This window comes from Aromatoleum sp. (assembly GCF_035254505.1).
Taxonomy (GTDB): Bacteria; Pseudomonadota; Gammaproteobacteria; order Burkholderiales; family Rhodocyclaceae; genus Aromatoleum.
On record NZ_DATFAO010000010.1, the window covers coordinates 1 to 14,366 of the forward strand.

At 67.9% G+C, this 14,366-nt stretch carries 12 protein-coding genes and 1 riboswitch; of the genes, 4 read left to right on the forward strand and 8 right to left on the reverse strand.

The annotated features are described in order from the left end of the window. On the reverse strand, positions 1 to 1,056 hold a 1,056-nt coding region (locus VJ673_RS01335; RefSeq protein ID WP_324124208.1), incomplete at its 3' end, for a SulP family inorganic anion transporter. A 64-nt stretch (positions 1,057 to 1,120) separates the two neighbouring features. Here VJ673_RS01335 and VJ673_RS01340 point away from each other — a divergent pair. Next, the gene (locus VJ673_RS01340; RefSeq protein WP_324124209.1) at positions 1,121 to 2,158 is read left to right on the forward strand and encodes an MBL fold metallo-hydrolase; all 1,038 of its coding nucleotides are present in this window, start codon (positions 1,121 to 1,123) and stop codon (positions 2,156 to 2,158) included. 15 nt (positions 2,159 to 2,173) lie between these two features. On the opposite strand, the gene VJ673_RS01345 is transcribed toward VJ673_RS01340, so the two are convergent. Continuing rightward, positions 2,174 to 2,542: a VOC family protein gene (locus VJ673_RS01345; protein WP_324124210.1), complete on the reverse strand. Its 369-nt coding sequence runs from the start codon at positions 2,540 to 2,542 to the stop codon at positions 2,174 to 2,176. A gap of 175 nt (positions 2,543 to 2,717) precedes the next feature. Beyond that, on the reverse strand, positions 2,718 to 3,548 hold the full coding sequence (locus VJ673_RS01350; protein ID WP_324124211.1) for a sulfite exporter TauE/SafE family protein: 831 nt from the start codon (positions 3,546 to 3,548) through the stop codon (positions 2,718 to 2,720). 162 nt (positions 3,549 to 3,710) lie between these two features. After that, a riboswitch (S-adenosyl-L-homocysteine riboswitch) is annotated at positions 3,711 to 3,781 on the forward strand. An 87-nt stretch (positions 3,782 to 3,868) separates the two neighbouring features. On the opposite strand from VJ673_RS01350, the gene metH reads away from it, so the two are divergent. The 3 genes from metH (at position 3,869) to VJ673_RS01365 (ending at position 9,157) form a co-directional block, all read left to right on the forward strand. Next, positions 3,869 to 7,558: a methionine synthase gene (gene metH, locus VJ673_RS01355; protein ID WP_324124212.1), complete on the forward strand. Its 3,690-nt coding sequence runs from the start codon at positions 3,869 to 3,871 to the stop codon at positions 7,556 to 7,558. A 190-nt stretch (positions 7,559 to 7,748) separates the two neighbouring features. Continuing rightward, positions 7,749 to 8,132, forward strand: a complete 384-nt coding sequence (locus VJ673_RS01360; RefSeq protein ID WP_324124213.1) for a hypothetical protein — start codon at positions 7,749 to 7,751, stop codon at positions 8,130 to 8,132. 101 nt (positions 8,133 to 8,233) lie between these two features. After that, the gene (locus VJ673_RS01365; RefSeq protein ID WP_324124214.1) at positions 8,234 to 9,157 is read left to right on the forward strand and encodes a VTT domain-containing protein; all 924 of its coding nucleotides are present in this window, start codon (positions 8,234 to 8,236) and stop codon (positions 9,155 to 9,157) included. A 7-nt stretch (positions 9,158 to 9,164) separates the two neighbouring features. Here the strand turns inward: VJ673_RS01365 and VJ673_RS01370 are convergent, their stop codons facing one another. The 5 genes from VJ673_RS01370 to VJ673_RS01390 all read right to left on the reverse strand — a co-directional run. After that, positions 9,165 to 10,106 carry a ribose-phosphate diphosphokinase gene (locus VJ673_RS01370; protein ID WP_324124215.1) on the reverse strand — a complete coding sequence of 314 codons (942 nt, stop codon included), beginning with the start codon at positions 10,104 to 10,106 and terminating at the stop codon, positions 9,165 to 9,167. Positions 10,107 to 10,219: 113 nt separating this feature from the next. After that, the gene (locus VJ673_RS01375; RefSeq protein ID WP_324124216.1) at positions 10,220 to 10,537 is read right to left on the reverse strand and encodes an EF-hand domain-containing protein; all 318 of its coding nucleotides are present in this window, start codon (positions 10,535 to 10,537) and stop codon (positions 10,220 to 10,222) included. 306 nt (positions 10,538 to 10,843) lie between these two features. After that, positions 10,844 to 12,058: an exo-beta-N-acetylmuramidase NamZ family protein gene (locus VJ673_RS01380; protein WP_324124217.1), complete on the reverse strand. Its 1,215-nt coding sequence runs from the start codon at positions 12,056 to 12,058 to the stop codon at positions 10,844 to 10,846. Between the two features lie 25 nt (positions 12,059 to 12,083). After that, entirely contained in the window at positions 12,084 to 12,632 is a 549-nt protein-coding gene (locus VJ673_RS01385) for a DOMON-like domain-containing protein (protein ID WP_324124218.1), read from the reverse strand. 18 nt (positions 12,633 to 12,650) lie between these two features. Further along, a partial coding sequence (locus VJ673_RS01390) for a TonB-dependent receptor plug domain-containing protein (protein ID WP_324124219.1) occupies positions 12,651 to 14,366 on the reverse strand: 1,716 nt, incomplete at its 5' end.

Here is a 14,366-nt window from a genome sequence, read left to right on the forward strand (position 1 = left end):
CAGCGGCCCCGTCAGGACGACGAGCGCGAGTGCGACACCCGCCGCGGCGACCAGGCTCACCATTTGCGTGCGCCCGCCCGAGGCCTCGCTCACCGCGGTGCGCGAACCGGCCCCGCTGACCGCGAAGCCCCCCAGCATCGACGAGGCGACGTTGGCGACGCCCAGCGCCGCGAACTCCCGCTCGGGGTCGATCTCGTAGCCGTTGCGCGCGGCGAAGCTTCGCGCCGTCAGCATCGCACTCGAAAAGCTCACCAGCGTGATGCCGGCGCCGGCGCTGAAGAGCGTGTGCATCGCAGTGCCGCTGAGATGGGGGAGGGCGAGCTGGGGCAAGCCCGCCGGGACCGGTCCGATCACCGCAACGCCGTAGTTTGCGAGGCCGAGCAGTGCCGTCAGCGCGCCGGTTGCCACCAGCACCACCAGCGCCGCGGGCAGCCGTGGCAGGCGCCGCCGCGTCCAGCCGAGCGTCGCGAACGCGAGCGCCCCGACGGCGAGCGTCGGAAAGTGCACCTGCGGCAGCTTGTCGGCGACTTCGCGCAGGCTGTCGACGATGTCGCGCGACTCGACCGGAAAGCCGAGCAGCTTGCCGAGCTGGCCGAGCACGATCGACAACGCGATGCCGTTGAGGAAACCGATCAGGATCGGTTTCGACAGGAAGTCGGCGAAGGCGCCGAGGCGCATGCGGCTCGCAACGAGGCACATCAAGCCGACGAGGAAGGTCAGCGCGAGCGACCAGGCGCGGTATTCCGGCGAGCCCACGGCCGCGATCGGCGCGAGTGCGGCCGCGAGCATCGCGCAGGTCGGTGCGTCGGGGCCGACGATGAGCTGGCGCGAGGAGCCGAAGAAGGCATAGACGATCATCGAGATCATCGACGCGTACAGCCCGGACGCGGGTGGAAACCCGGCGAGTTCCGCATACGCGACGCTCACCGGGATCGCCACCGCGGTCACCGAGAGGCCGGCGGCGAGGTCGTGCGGGAAGTCCTCGCTCCGATAGTCGCGGAGCATCCGCGCGCCGGGCGCGAGGCGGAACAACCAGTCTGGGGGCAGCGGCTTCATGGCAACTCCCGCGCGTGACCGGTCTATATTGCACTCATCAGTAGCCCGATGGGGAGGGGCGGACATGATTCTCGAACAGTTTCGCACGGGCGGCTGCCTGTCCTATCTCGTCGGCTGCGAGCAGCGCTGCGGCGCGCTGCTGATCGATCCGGAGATCAGCCTCGTCGACCGTTACCTCGCGAGTTGCTCGCGCCACGGCCTGCAGATCCATTACCTCTACGACACGCACACCCACGCCGACCACTTCTCGGCGAGCCGCGCGCTCGGGCGCCGCCTAGAGGTGCCGGTGGTGATGCATCGGCTGAGCCCTGCCCCCTACGTCGACATTCGTGTCGACGACGGCGAGACGCTGATCGTCGGTAACCTGCGCCTGCAGATCCTGCACACCCCGGGCCACACGGCCGATTCCACCTGCGTGCGCGTCGAGGACTGTCTCTTCTCGGGCGACACGCTGCTGATCGGCGCGACCGGCCGCACGGATTTGCCGACCGGCGATCCGGTGGCGCTCTACCACAGCCTGTTCGACCGCCTGCTGAAGCTGCCCCGCGAGACGCGCGTCTTCCCCGCACACAATTACCGCGACCAGGAAAGCACGACGATCGGCACCGAACTCGCGACCAACCCGCGGCTGCAGGCCGGCGATCGCGAGGCCTTCGTCGCGCTGATGAACGGGTTGGACCTCAAGGCGCCGGATCACCTCACCGAGGCCCTGCGCGTCAATTGCAGCGGCGGCCAATCCGTCGCCCAGCTGATCGCCGAAGCCGCCGACCAGATCGCCTTCATGTCGATTGACGAGGTCAGCGCCCGCGCGCTCGCGCCCGAGCCGGGCATCACGATCCTCGACGTGCGCGAGACCGGCGACTACCGCCGCGCCCACATTCCCGGCGCCATGCACATCCCGCGCGGACAACTCGAGCTGCGCGTCGATGCCGTCCTGCCCGATCCGACGCGCCGCATCGTGGTCTACTGCGAGTACGGCAAGATCTCGACACTCGCGACTGCGATGCTGCGCCGCCTCGGTTTCAGCCGCGCCGTCGCCCTCGACGGCGGCTTCCGCAACTGGCGTGAAGCCTCGCTGCCGATCGAAGGGGAGGAGGCCTGAAGGCCGGAGAGGTCCTTAGTCGGCCGAGCAGAACCACAGCTTGTTGCCCTCGCTGTCGAGAAAGGCGCCGATGAAGAAGCCTTCGTCGTAGCGATCGACCGGGTTCGAGATCTTCACATCGCGCCGCTTCAGCGCTTCCTCGGTCGCGCGCGCACTGGCGCATTCGAGCGTGATGCGCGGATTGGGCTCGGCGGTCGGTGTGCCGTACCAGCCGTCCTTGAGCATCAGGACGACGTCGCCGAGCAGGAATCCGACCTCGTCGCCACCGCCGCTCGCCGGTTCAAGGCCCAGCGTCTGCCCATAGAAGCGTTTCGCCCGCGCCATGTCGTGCACCGCCAGCGCCACGACCTTGACGCATTTCAATCCGAGTTGGGGGGTGTCCATGATGTCCGCTGCCAAAGGGAGCTCGTCGTCCCCGGCCGGCTTCGCTGCGCGCCGCAGGGGCGGGCGGACCCCGGTGAATGAACCGCCGCGGCGACCGCTCGGCGGGCCGTCGCGACCGCAAGCGCGGCCGTCGATGCTTCACGCTAGCACTTGAGCGGCGAAACGCCAGCGGCGCTCACATCGACATCCACGTCTTGACGGCCATGACGAGCGCGACGACTCCCGCCGCGATGGCAAATCCCTGCTGCAGGGCGGGGCCGGACACGCGCGGCGCGACGCGACGGCCCAGCACCATGCCGAGCACCGATCCCGCGACGAAGGGCAGGGCCGCCAGCAGCGGCGCCGGGCGGCCCTGCAGCAGACAGCTGACGAAAGTTACCGAACTCGTCAACGCGATGGCCATCAGCGAGGTCGCGACGGCCGAGTGCATCGACAGCGGCAGCGTCGCGCGTAGCGCCGGCACGATCACGAAGCCGCCGCCGACGCCCAGCATGCCGGACAGGAAACCGGTCGCAGCGCCGATCAGCGACACGGTGAGCGCGACGGCGCGTGTCCACACGAGACGCCCGGTTTCAGGATCGACGCTGCCGATCCGCCCGGCCGACGAGCGTCCTTCACCCGCGACCGCCGAGCGCACGACCGTCGCGTCCTCCTTGGACGTCCGCGCGCCGTGGAACATGCGGATCGCCACGACGACCAGCACCAGCGCGAAGATCAGCGCGAGATTCGCGGCCGGCATTCCGTCCGCGGCGCGGATCCCGATCGGCGCGACGAGGATGCCGACTGCTGCCATCAGCGTCGCCGCGCGATAGCGCACGTAGCTGTGCTTCCACGCCATCGCGGTGCCGACCGCGGCCGAGATTGCGACCGCGAGCAGCGAGACCGTCGCCGCCTGCGTGATCGACCAGCCGAGCCCCGCCATCAGCAGCGGCACGGCGAAGATCGAGCCGCCGGCACCGGTCAGGCCCAGCACCAATCCGACGACGAGTCCGATGACGAGGCTCATTGCGTGCCCCGGCAGGATGGGGCGCAAAAGAACGCAGGATGACGCAAGGGAGATTCCTTTTGAATGACCGGCGCCGCGAGGTATAACCGAATTTCATCGACGCGTCAGCCTCAACTCTCTTCCGCCTTGGCACGCGCGCGAAATTTCCATAGAATCAACTCTCTTGCCGAGGAGCGTTGCGACCCGATACTTGCGGGCCAGGCTCGGCAACCGAACAACGGCGCTCGCAAACCACCACCGGGGTTTGCCGCGCCGTTCGCTTTTGTGCGCTCCTGCGGCCTCCGCCCGGTGCCTGTGAATTCGCCAGACCGAGGTAGACCATGCAAGCCGACCGCAGCCAAGAACTCCGCGACCTTCTCGCCCGCCGCATCCTGATCCTCGATGGCGCGATGGGGACGATGATCCAGCAGCACAAGCTCGCCGAGTCGGACTACCGCGGCGAACGCTTCAAGGCGCACCCGAAGGACCTCAAGGGCAACAACGACCTGCTGGTGCTGACCCGCCCCGAGGTCGTCGCGGGCATCCACCGCGCCTACCTCGACGCCGGCGCGGACATCATCGAGACCAACACCTTCAACGGCACGCGCGTGTCTCAAGCCGAGTACGGGCTGGCGGACGTCGCGTACGAGATCAACGTCGCCGGTGCCCGCCTCGTGCGCGAGCTGTGCGACGAATACACGGCAAAGAATCCGCAGAAGCCGCGCTACTGCGCCGGCGTGCTCGGGCCGACCTCGCGCACGCTGTCGATCTCGCCGGACGTGAACGACCCGGGCTTTCGCAACATCAGCTTCGATGCGCTCGTCGACGACTACTACGACTCGGCGCGCGGGCTGCTCGAAGGCGGCGCGGACATCCTGCTGATCGAGACGATCTTCGACACGCTGAACGCCAAGGCCGCAGTGTTCGCGGTCGAGAAGCTCTTCGCGGAAACCGCCCGCCGCGTGCCGGTGATGATCTCCGGCACGATCACCGACGCCTCCGGCCGCACGCTCTCCGGCCAAACCGCGGAAGCCTTCTGGAACTCCCTCGCGCACGCGCGGCCGATCTCCTTCGGCCTCAACTGCGCGCTCGGCGCGAAGGAGCTGCGCCAGTACGTCGAGGACCTCTCGCACGTCTGCGACACCCACGTCTCCGCGCACCCGAACGCAGGCCTGCCCAATCCGCTGTCCCCGACCGGCTACGACGAGACGCCCGAGCAACTCGCGACCGACATCCGCGAATGGGCTCAATCGGGCCTCGTGAACATCGTCGGCGGCTGCTGCGGCACGACGCCGGCGCACATCGCCGCGATCGCTCAGGCCGTCGCTGACATTGCGCCGCGCCAGGTGCCGGAAATCGAGAAGAAGCTCCGCCTGTCGGGTCTGGAACCCTTCAACGTCGGCGCCGACAGCCTCTTCGTCAACGTCGGCGAGCGCACCAACGTCACCGGCTCGAAGGCCTTCGCACGCATGATCCTCGAAGGCCGCTTCGACGACGCGCTCGCGGTCGCGCGCCAGCAGGTCGAGAACGGCGCCCAGGTCATCGACATCAACATGGACGAGGCGATGCTCGACTCGCTCGCCGCGATGGAGCGCTTCCTGAAGCTCATCGCGTCCGAGCCGGACATCTCGCGCGTGCCGATCATGCTCGACTCGTCGAAGTGGAGCGTGATGGAGGCGGGCCTGAAGTGCATCCAGGGCAAGGGCGTCGTCAACTCGATCTCGATGAAGGAAGGCGAGGCCGAGTTCCTGCGCCAGGCGCGGCTGTGCCGCCAGTACGGCGCGGCAGTGATCGTGATGGCCTTCGACGAGAAGGGCCAGGCCGATACCTACAAGCGCAAGACCGAGATCTGCAAGCGTGCCTACGACCTCCTCGTCGGCATCGGCTTTCCGCCCGAAGACATCATCTTCGACCCGAACATCTTCGCGATCGCGACCGGCATCGAGGAGCACGACAACTACGCCGTCGACTTCATCAACGCCGTCGCGTGGATCAAGCAGAACCTGCCCTACGCGAAGACCTCCGGCGGCGTGTCGAACGTGTCCTTCAGCTTCCGCGGCAACGACCCGGTGCGCGAGGCGATCCATACGGTCTTCCTGTACCACGCCATCAAGGCGGGCATGGCGATGGGCATCGTCAATGCGGGCATGCTCGGCGTCTACGACGATCTCGAACCCGCGCTGCGCGACAAGGTCGAGGACGTCGTGCTGAACCGCCATCCCGGCGCCGGCGAGGCGCTCGTCGAGTTCGCGCAGTCGGTGAAGGAAGGCAAGGCGAAGAACACCGGACCGGATCTCGCATGGCGCGAGTGGTCGGTCGAGGAGCGCCTGTCGCACGCGCTGGTGAAGGGCATCACCGACTTCGTCGTCGCCGACACCGAGGAGGTGCGCGCGAAGCTCGAAGCCGCGGGCAAGCCGCCGCTCGCGGTGATCGAAGGTCCGTTGATGGCCGGCATGAACGTCGTCGGCGACCTCTTCGGCGCCGGCAAGATGTTCCTGCCGCAGGTCGTCAAATCGGCGCGCGTGATGAAGCAGGCCGTCGCGCATCTGATCCCCTTCATCGAGGCCGAGAAGCTGCGTACCGGTGCGACCTCGAAGGGCCGCATCGTCGTCGCGACCGTGAAGGGCGACGTGCACGACATCGGCAAGAACATCGTCGGCGTCGTGCTCGGCTGCAACGGCTACGAAGTGATCGACCTCGGCGTGATGGTGCCGGCCGAGAAGATTCTGAATGCCGCGCGAGAACACGGCGCCCAGGCGATCGGCCTGTCCGGCCTGATCACGCCGTCTCTCGAAGAGATGAGCCACGTCGCGGCCGAGATGCAGCGCCAAGGTTTTGACGTGCCGCTCCTGATCGGTGGCGCGACGACGAGCCGTGCGCACACGGCGATCAAGATCGCGCCGCATTACGGGCAGCCGGTCGTCTACGTGCCGGATGCGTCGCGCGCGGTCGGCGTCGTCACGGCGCTGCTCTCCGAAGGCGGCGCGGCCGACTTCAAGGCGCAGCTCGCCGCCGACTACGACAAGATCCGCGCCCAGCACGCGAACAAGAAGGGCGTGCAGCTCGTGAGTCTCGAAGCCGCCCGGGCGAACGCCTTCCGCTGGGACAGCGTTACCGGCTACGCGCCGACGAAACCCCGCGCGCTCGGCGTGCAGGCACTTGCCGTGCCGCTCGCGGAACTCCTCGAATTCATCGACTGGGGCCCCTTCTTCCAGACCTGGGACCTCGCCGGCAGCTTCCCGAAGATCCTCGACGACGAGGTCGTCGGCGAGACCGCCCGCAGCGTCTTCAAGGACGGGCAGGCGATGCTCGACAAGATCGTCAAGGAAGGCTGGCTGCAGGCGCGCGCCGTGTTCGGCCTCTTCCCCGCGAACCGCGTCGGCGACGACGTCGCGTTCTACGCCGACGAGTCGCGCGAGGCGCCCTTGATGCACTGGCACGGCCTGCGCCAGCAGCACGAACGCCCGTCCGACAAGCCGCATTACTGCCTGTCGGACTTCGTCGCGCCGAAGGACTCGGGTGTCGCCGACTACGCCGGCGCCTTCGCCGTGACGGCTGGCCTCGGCATCGAGAAGAAGCTTGCCGAATTCGAAGCCGCGCACGACGACTACCACGCGATCATGCTGAAGAGCCTCGCCGACCGCCTGGCCGAAGCCTGCGCCGAGTGGCTGCACTGGCGCGTGCGCAAGGAATTCTGGGGCTACGCGGCCGACGAATCCCTCGGCAACGCCGCGCTGATCCGCGAGGAATACCGCGGCATCCGTCCCGCGCCGGGCTATCCGGCCTGCCCGGATCACACGTCGAAGGGCGGGCTCTTCGCGCTGCTCGACGCGACCCAAAACACCGGCATGACGCTGACCGAATCCTTCGCGATGAGCCCGGCTGCGGCCGTCAGCGGCTTCTACCTCGCCCATCCGGAAGCACGCTACTTCGCGATCCCGAAGATTGGCCGCGACCAGCTCGAGGACTGGGCGAAGCGCAGCGGCATGACGGTCGACGAGGCCGCACGCTGGCTCGCGCCGATCCTATAAGAGGCGAACGGGGACGGGGACGGGGAGGGTTACGCCTTCTTACCGTCCCCCGATTTCGGGTGACGTAAACTGGGGATAGCCCAGCGGGAACAGGGATTGCTCGGGCGCCGCCTGAACGTCTCTTTACCCTGCCGGTCTTTCATCTATGCAGGCTGTGCGTTCGCAGCCATTTACGTGGAGAGACCCGATCATGCCCACACGCATTCGATCCAGCCGGTCTCACAAGCCGGCTTCAATCATCCGCCTCGCCGCAGTGGGCGCGATCGCGCTCGTTGCGCTGATTCCGCTGTCGGCCGCGGCCGAGGAGTCGAACAACGCGTCGACGACCGCCGAGGAAGCTGGCCATGGCGTCGGCTCGACGATGCACGATATTGGTACCGGCGCGCGCGATGCCGGCCGCGAAATCGGCCACGGCGCCGCCCACGCGGGCCGCACGATCGGGCATACCGCGCGCGATGCCGCCGTCGTGACCTGGGACGCGATGAAGCGCACCGGCATCACGATCGGCCACGCCGCCCGTGATGGCTCGAAAGCCTTGGTGCGAGGACTGAAGGGCGAGCCCGAGCGAAACTGAGCGCTTCTTCATCGGCTAATGTCTAACTTCGGCGGAACCCCGGTTTTCAGGTGAAAATCGGGGTTCTTCCATTTTGGACCTCCCACGCGCGAGTGCCGCCGATGGACCTCAGCCAGATCACCGAAGCGCTTCAGCGCGATGCCGTATGGGTCGTGTTCCTGAACGTGCTGCTGCAGCAAGTGGGTCTGCCGGTGCCGGCGGTGCCGACCCTGCTCGTCGCCGGGAGCCTCGCGGCCTCGCCCGCGCAGGCGGCTGCGATGCTCGCGGCGGCCGTGCTGGCCTCGCTCCTGGCCGACGCCTCGTGGTACGCCGGCGGCCGCTTCTTCGGCTACCGCGTGCTGACCGGCCTGTGCCGGCTGTCGATCAACCCGGATTCCTGCGTCACCCAGACCGAAGCGAGATTCCAGCGCTGGGGCCTGTGGTCGCTCGTCGTCGCGAAGTTCGTGCCGGGCTTCTCGACCGTCGCGCCGCCGATCGCCGGTTCGCTGCGCATGCGGCTGCCGGGTTTCCTGTTCGCCGCCGCGGTTGGAGCCGCGTTGTGGGCGGGTGGGGCAATCGTCGTCGGCTGGCTCCTGCGCGACGAGCTGCAGGACGCGCTCGCCGCGATGAGCCGCCACGGGCGGACGATGGTCGTCATGGGCGGGCTGGTGCTCGCGTTATGGCTCGCATGGAAGCTGTGGCAGCGCTACCGCTTCATGAAGCTCGCGGCGATCCCGCACGTGACGCCGCTGGAGCTGATCGAGGCGATGGCGTCCGACGCGCCGCCGCTCTTCCTCGACCTGCGCGGGCCGGCCATGATCGCGGCGACGGCGCCGATCGAATTCGCGACGCGTGCGGACGTCGAAAACCTGCTGCAGTCCGTCGGCGACTGGCCGCGCCAGCGTCCGATCGTCACGATGTGCGCCTGCCCGGGCGATGCGACCGCCGTGCGCGCGGCGCATGTGCTGACGGAATTGGGTTATACGGCGGTGCGACCGCTCAAGGGCGGCTACGAAGCCTGGCTCGCGGCGAACGGCCAGGCCTGAGTGCCCCTCACTCGAACAGCGCCCCGACGCTCTCGCCGCTATGGATACGTTCGATCGCCGCGGCGAAGAGCGGCGCCACGGTGAGCTGCGTGATCTTGTCGAGGTGCTTGCCCGGCGGCATGTGCACGGTGTTCGTGACGACGATCGACTCGATCGGGGCGTCGCGCAGCCGTTCGATCGCCGGCCCGCACAGCACCGCGTGCACGGCACCGGCATGAACCGAGCGGGCGCCCGCGGCGCGCAGCGTCTCGATCGTCGACAAGAGCGTGCCGGCGGTCGAGATCTCGTCCTCGAAGATCACCGCGTCGCGCCCCTTCACGTCGCCGACGACGTGGCCTTGCTTGACCGAGGTGTCGCTGACCCGGCGCTTGTCGATGATCGCCATCGGGATGTCGAGCCGCTCCGAGAAGCGCCCGACCCGCTTCGCGCCGCCCGCATCGGTCGCCACGGCCACCATGTTGGCGAGGTCGTGATTCCTGCGGAAATGCTCGGCAATCGTCGGGATCGCCGTCAGGTGGTCGACCGGCACGTTGAAGAAGCCGTGCACCTGCTCGGCGTGCAAGTCCATCGTCAGCACGCGGTTCGCGCCCGCAGTGACGAGCATGTCGGCGATGAGCCGCCCGGTGATCGAGATTCGCGGCGCGTCCTTCTTGTCCGACCGCGCGTAGGAGTAGTACGGGATCACTGCGGTGACGCGCCGCGCCGACGCACTCCTCAGCGCGTCCAGCGTGATCATCAGCTCCATGATGTGCTCGCTCACCGGCTCGGTGAAGGCCTGCACGACAAACACATCGCGTTCGCGCACGTTCTCGCGGATCTGCACCTGCAGGTTGTCGTTCGAGAAGCGTGAAATCTCGACCGGACTGAGCGGAATCCCCAGTTTCGCGCAGATTTCGTTGGTCAGGGCGGGGTTCGAATTGCATGCAAAGATGCGCAAGGCGTCGTTCATCGCATGGGCTCCGGTGACGGGGGCGTAGGCTCGGGCGCCTGTCTCCGGGCTGCGGCGGCAGGTCGTGTTGCGGATTGTAAGCCGTTCCTGGCCCTCGGTTGCGCCGGTTTTGCTCAGCGCTGTGCCGTCTGCAGGAAGTACGCGGTCCATTCGGCCAAGGAGATCCCGCCGTCCGCATCGCGATCGAGTTCGCGGAAATAGGGCACCACCGGCGGGGAAGCCTTGGCCTCGTCCAGCGTGATGTGCCCATCCCCGTTTCGGTCGAAGAGGCGGAAGCCGTATTCGATGTAGGCGATCGACGGCGGGGATTCGTCATCCGAGGGCGCCGGGGGCGGTGATCCGGATGGGGCCTGCGTGGCGGGCGTGCCCGCGACCACGGGCATGAGGAGACTGAACGCGATCAGCGCACAGATCAGTTGCTTCAGTTTCACTTCGGTTCTCCGGACTGATCGGTGACCTGCAGGGCGGTGCAGGACGCCGATGCGACTGTGCAGGCACAGCGCGAGGTGCGGAAAAACCTATTGTCTCAACGTGTTGTGATGCCAGGGGCCAAGCGTCGGCGCGTTGCAGGCAGCCTCGCATGGCCGGCGGGCAGTTGGCGAAATGTCAGGATCGCCGTGGCACGAGTGCGTCCGGTTGCGACGGGGGAAAAAGCCCCAGTGGGCAAATGGCAATGCACGCCGCCGCGCCGGGGCATGAAGTCGCCGCAGCTGTTACGAACGGACGCAAAGCTTCGATCAACGATAGAGCAGGAAGCTCTCCCGCTCCTCGCGCCACGCCCGTTCGTCCGGGCCGCTCAGCGCATCGAGGTCGTCGGGCATCGCGGCCGGATCGTCGACCCAGGTACGCAGCAGCGGGCTGCCGTTGATCAGGTCGATCGCGAGCCGGTCGTGCTCGTACTCGTACGCAAAATCGCGCCAGATCGCATAGTTCGGTTGCAGCCGGCGCAGCGCCTTGAACGCGAGCGCCTGCAGTCGCCACGGACGGAAAGCGCCGTGGTCGTAGTGCGCGGGATCCTCGACATGGATCTGCAGGCCGCTGCAGAGCTTGCCGGCGTGCTTGTGGAAGGTCGGTTCGAACCAGCATTCACGCAGCACGCAGCCCGCGAGCCAGTGCGGCGCGAGGCGCTGCATCTCGGCGCGGATCGCGCGCGCGTCGATGTCGGGCGCGCCGAAGAGTTCCAGCGGGCGCGTCGTGCCGCGGCCCTCGGAGAGCGTCGTGCCTTCGAGCATCACCGTACCCGCATAGGCGCGCGCCATCGACAGGTTCGGCGCGTTCGGGCTCGGATTGACCCAGCTGCGCTCGCCCAGCGGCCAGCCATAGCCCGGCGCGGCGTTCGGCTGCCAGCCTTCCATCGCGATCACTTCGCACTCGACGTCGAGTCCGAGCGTCGCAATGAACCAGCGCGCGAGCTCGCCCATCGTCAGACCGTGCCGCATCGGCATCGGTCCCGCGCCAACGAAGCTCTCCCAGCCTTCGCGCAGCAGCAGGCCTTCGACGGGGCGGCCCGCCGGATTCGGGCGGTCGAGCACCCACACGGCCTTCTTGTGGCGCGCGGCGGCTTCGAGCACATAGCGCAGCGTCGTGATGAAGGTGTAGATGCGGCAGCCGAGATCCTGCAGGTCGACGAGCAGCACGTCGAAGCTGTCCATCATGGCGTCGGTCGGCCGGCGTACGTTGCCGTAAAGACTGAAGACGGGGATGCCGTGCACCGGGTCGATGAAGTCCGGCGACTCGACCATGTTGTCCTGCTTGTCGCCACGTAGTCCGTGCTGCGGGCCGAAGGCGGCGGTGAGCTTCAGGTCGGGCAGCGCCGCGAGCGCGTCGAGCGAATGCGTCAGATTGCGCGTGACGGAGGCGGGGTGGGCGAGCAACGCGATGCGGCGGCCGGCAAGCGGGCGGCGCAGTGCCGGGTCTTCGAGCAGGCGGTCGAGTCCGAACCGGATATTCATCGTGTCCTGGCAGTTGGCGGCGCGTTCAGCGCGGCGCCTGGGACAGCGTCAGCGTGAAGGCGTCGCGGTGGTGAAAGTCGGGGCGCTCGGAGGGGTGGCGCAGAGCCCAATAGGATAACCCGCCCTCGGTCGTTTCGATCACAGCCGACAGTCCGAGCTGCAGCAAGTGGCCGGTCGGCAGCGCGGCAGCGTCGATCGCGGCCTCCAACAGCAGCTCGCCGCCTTCGCTCCGCGCAAGGATCGCCGGCGGCAGCAGCGGGATCGGAGCCTTGTCGCGGCGCAGCCGGTAGTCGTCGAAATCGTAGATCGCCCATTCGCCCGACGGTGAGAAGTTGAACTCGCGGTAGGCGGTGCTGCCGGCCGCGCCAATGAAGGCTTCACAGCAGGTATGGGCCCACAGGCCGTCCGCCCGGCCCGGAAAAGTCGCGGCGGGCACGCGGATCGCGTCGATCGCGCCGATGATCCGATAGCGCAGGGTCAAAGCACCGTCGCCCCCGCGCGAAAGCGTCACACTGACGGCTTTGACCGGCGTGTCAGGCGTGTCGGGGTGGGGCTGTAGGACGAATGCTTGCATGGCGATGGGTGGAAAGTTTCAGTCGAATCCGATCGTGGCCGTTCCGTACACGATGCGACTGGCACGATTGACGGCTTCGGTGCCCCCGCTTGCCGCCTGTTCGGTACGATCGGCGATTTCCTGGTGCCGCGGACCGAGGTTCAGCGCGGTCAGCGCGAATTGCACGCCATGGCCGGCGATGCGCGTCGTGTAGCTGAGATTGGCGTCGACCGTCGTATAGGGGCGCGACAGGTAGCGGAAGCGCGGCACGTACCCGTCGCCGCCGGCGAGCGAGCCCATGCGCAGCACGCTCACCATGCTCTTCCAGCCCGGCGCCCAGTCCTGCAGCCAGCTCATGCTTGCAGTATAGGAGGCGCTGCGATCCTCGATGGCGGAGTCGTGGCTGCGCGGGGCGAGCAGCGTGTGCGTGAGCCGCAGCTCGGTGCCCGCGCGCGGCTGCGCGACGAGCTGGTATTCGAGGCCGCGCATCATCACCGGCGAGTCGACATTCTCGTAGCGCGTCGAACCCAGGAAGGACGACAGCAGTGGCGCAGGCGTCGGGTCGGGCTGTGGCACGCGCACGATGAAGTCGCGGATGCGTTCGCTGAAGAGGCGCACGTCGAGTGTCGTGTGCAGCGAGGGGAAGCGGCCGAGGTAGCCCAGTTCGACGCTATCGATGCGCGTCTGGTCCAGGTCCGGGTTGGGCAGGAAGGGGCGCACCAGCGCCGCGCCGCTCGCGGGGTCGATCGCGCGGATATCGCCGAAGAGCTCGAACGGAATCTGCTGGCGGTAGGCGCGGGCGTAACCGGCGCGCAGCGTATCGGTCGGAGAAGCCTGCCAGTTCGCGAAGAGGCGCGGGCTGAAGGTCGAGGGCGCTCCCGAATACTTCTCCTGTGCGCCACCTGCGTTGAAGCTCAGCGTCTCGCGGGCGCGCCATTCGACGTTGCCGAAGAGGCGGAAGAGGTTCTGCGGATCCGGGTTGCCGCCGTAGAACAGGAAGGGGGCGTCGACCTCGTCGCGGCGCGCTTCGGCGCCCCAGACGAACTGCAGGTCGCTGCGCGGGGCGAGGCGGTGCTGCACCTCGATATCGTCGCGCATGCTGCTGCGATTCCGGTCGAGCGGCACTCTGGGGAAGAAGGGCGGGGCGGATGCGAACCACTCGTCGCGGATCCGCTCGTGGTTGCGGTAGTAGTTGACGAGCCACTCGCTGTCCGCGTCCGGCGTGTGCTGCCACTGCAGATGCAGCGTGTGGTCGCCGCTTTCGGTGGTGCGTGGCGCATTGTTCCCGAAGACCGAGTCCGCGTAGCCTTCGCCGCGTCTCGCTTCGCTCGCCGCGGCCCGTAGCAGCACGGCATCCTGCGGCGACACCTGCAGGTCACCGCGCAAGGCCAGCGTGTTGCGGTTGAGGGTATCGTGCAGGCTGCGGAACCCCTGGTCGTGCTGGCTCGCCGCATTCACGCGCACGGTCAGCGGCCCGCTGCCGCCGCTCCAGTGCGCCTCCGCGTCGGCCAGGCGGTCGTCGCCGGCGCTAACCGTCACGCGCGTGCCCTGGTCCTCGCTGCTATGGCGCGTGATGATGTTGATCACGCCGAGAAACGCGTTCGCACCGAAGCCGCTCGCGTTGGTGCCGCGCACCACCTCGATGCGGTCGATCTCATCCAGCGTCAGCGGCAGCGCGCTCCAGTCGACGCCGCCGAAGGCGCTCGGCGTGATCACCGAGCGGCCGTCGATCAGCACCTGCATCTCGGTCGGGAA

Coding starts and splice junctions, on each gene's coding strand:
- VJ673_RS01340 (WP_324124209.1), top strand. CDS start 1,121: ATGATTCTCGAACAGTTTCGCACGGGCGGCTGCCTGTCCTATCTCGTC.
- VJ673_RS01345 (WP_324124210.1), bottom strand. CDS start 2,542: ATGGACACCCCCCAACTCGGATTGAAATGCGTCAAGGTCGTGGCGCTG.
- VJ673_RS01350 (WP_324124211.1), bottom strand. CDS start 3,548: ATGAGCCTCGTCATCGGACTCGTCGTCGGATTGGTGCTGGGCCTGACC.
- metH (WP_324124212.1), top strand. CDS start 3,869: ATGCAAGCCGACCGCAGCCAAGAACTCCGCGACCTTCTCGCCCGCCGC.
- VJ673_RS01360 (WP_324124213.1), top strand. CDS start 7,749: ATGCCCACACGCATTCGATCCAGCCGGTCTCACAAGCCGGCTTCAATC.
- VJ673_RS01365 (WP_324124214.1), top strand. CDS start 8,234: ATGGACCTCAGCCAGATCACCGAAGCGCTTCAGCGCGATGCCGTATGG.
- VJ673_RS01370 (WP_324124215.1), bottom strand. CDS start 10,106: ATGAACGACGCCTTGCGCATCTTTGCATGCAATTCGAACCCCGCCCTG.
- VJ673_RS01380 (WP_324124217.1), bottom strand. CDS start 12,058: ATGAATATCCGGTTCGGACTCGACCGCCTGCTCGAAGACCCGGCACTG.
- VJ673_RS01385 (WP_324124218.1), bottom strand. CDS start 12,632: ATGCAAGCATTCGTCCTACAGCCCCACCCCGACACGCCTGACACGCCG.